This window comes from Streptococcus sp. HMSC072D05, from assembly GCF_001815805.1.
Classification (GTDB): domain Bacteria; phylum Bacillota; class Bacilli; order Lactobacillales; family Streptococcaceae; genus Streptococcus.
Map to the genome: position 1 here is coordinate 1 of NZ_KV822048.1, position 251 is coordinate 251.

Annotated in this window: 1 protein-coding gene; it reads left to right on the plus strand. The window is 37.5% G+C overall.

Going from position 1 to position 251, the window contains the following annotated elements; all coding sequences use genetic code 11:
* Positions 1 to 251 (plus strand): hypothetical protein (locus HMPREF3057_RS09830; protein ID WP_142350365.1); only part of this gene is annotated, 251 nt, incomplete at both ends.

Sequence of the window (251 nt, forward strand, 5' to 3'; positions counted from 1 at the left end):
CATTAGACAACATTTCGGAAACGCCCAATACTTTGGTTTTACGGGAACGCCTAGATTTGAAGAGAATGCGAGTCAAGATGGACGCGCGACTGCGGATATTTTTGGAGAATGTCTACACCATTATCTAATCAAAGATGCGATTAGAGATGGTAACGTGCTAGGTTTTTCCGTTGAATATATGAATACGTTTGACCGTAGCGAAAAAATTATCGAAGATGGTTATGTTAATAAAATTAATGAAGCTGAAATAT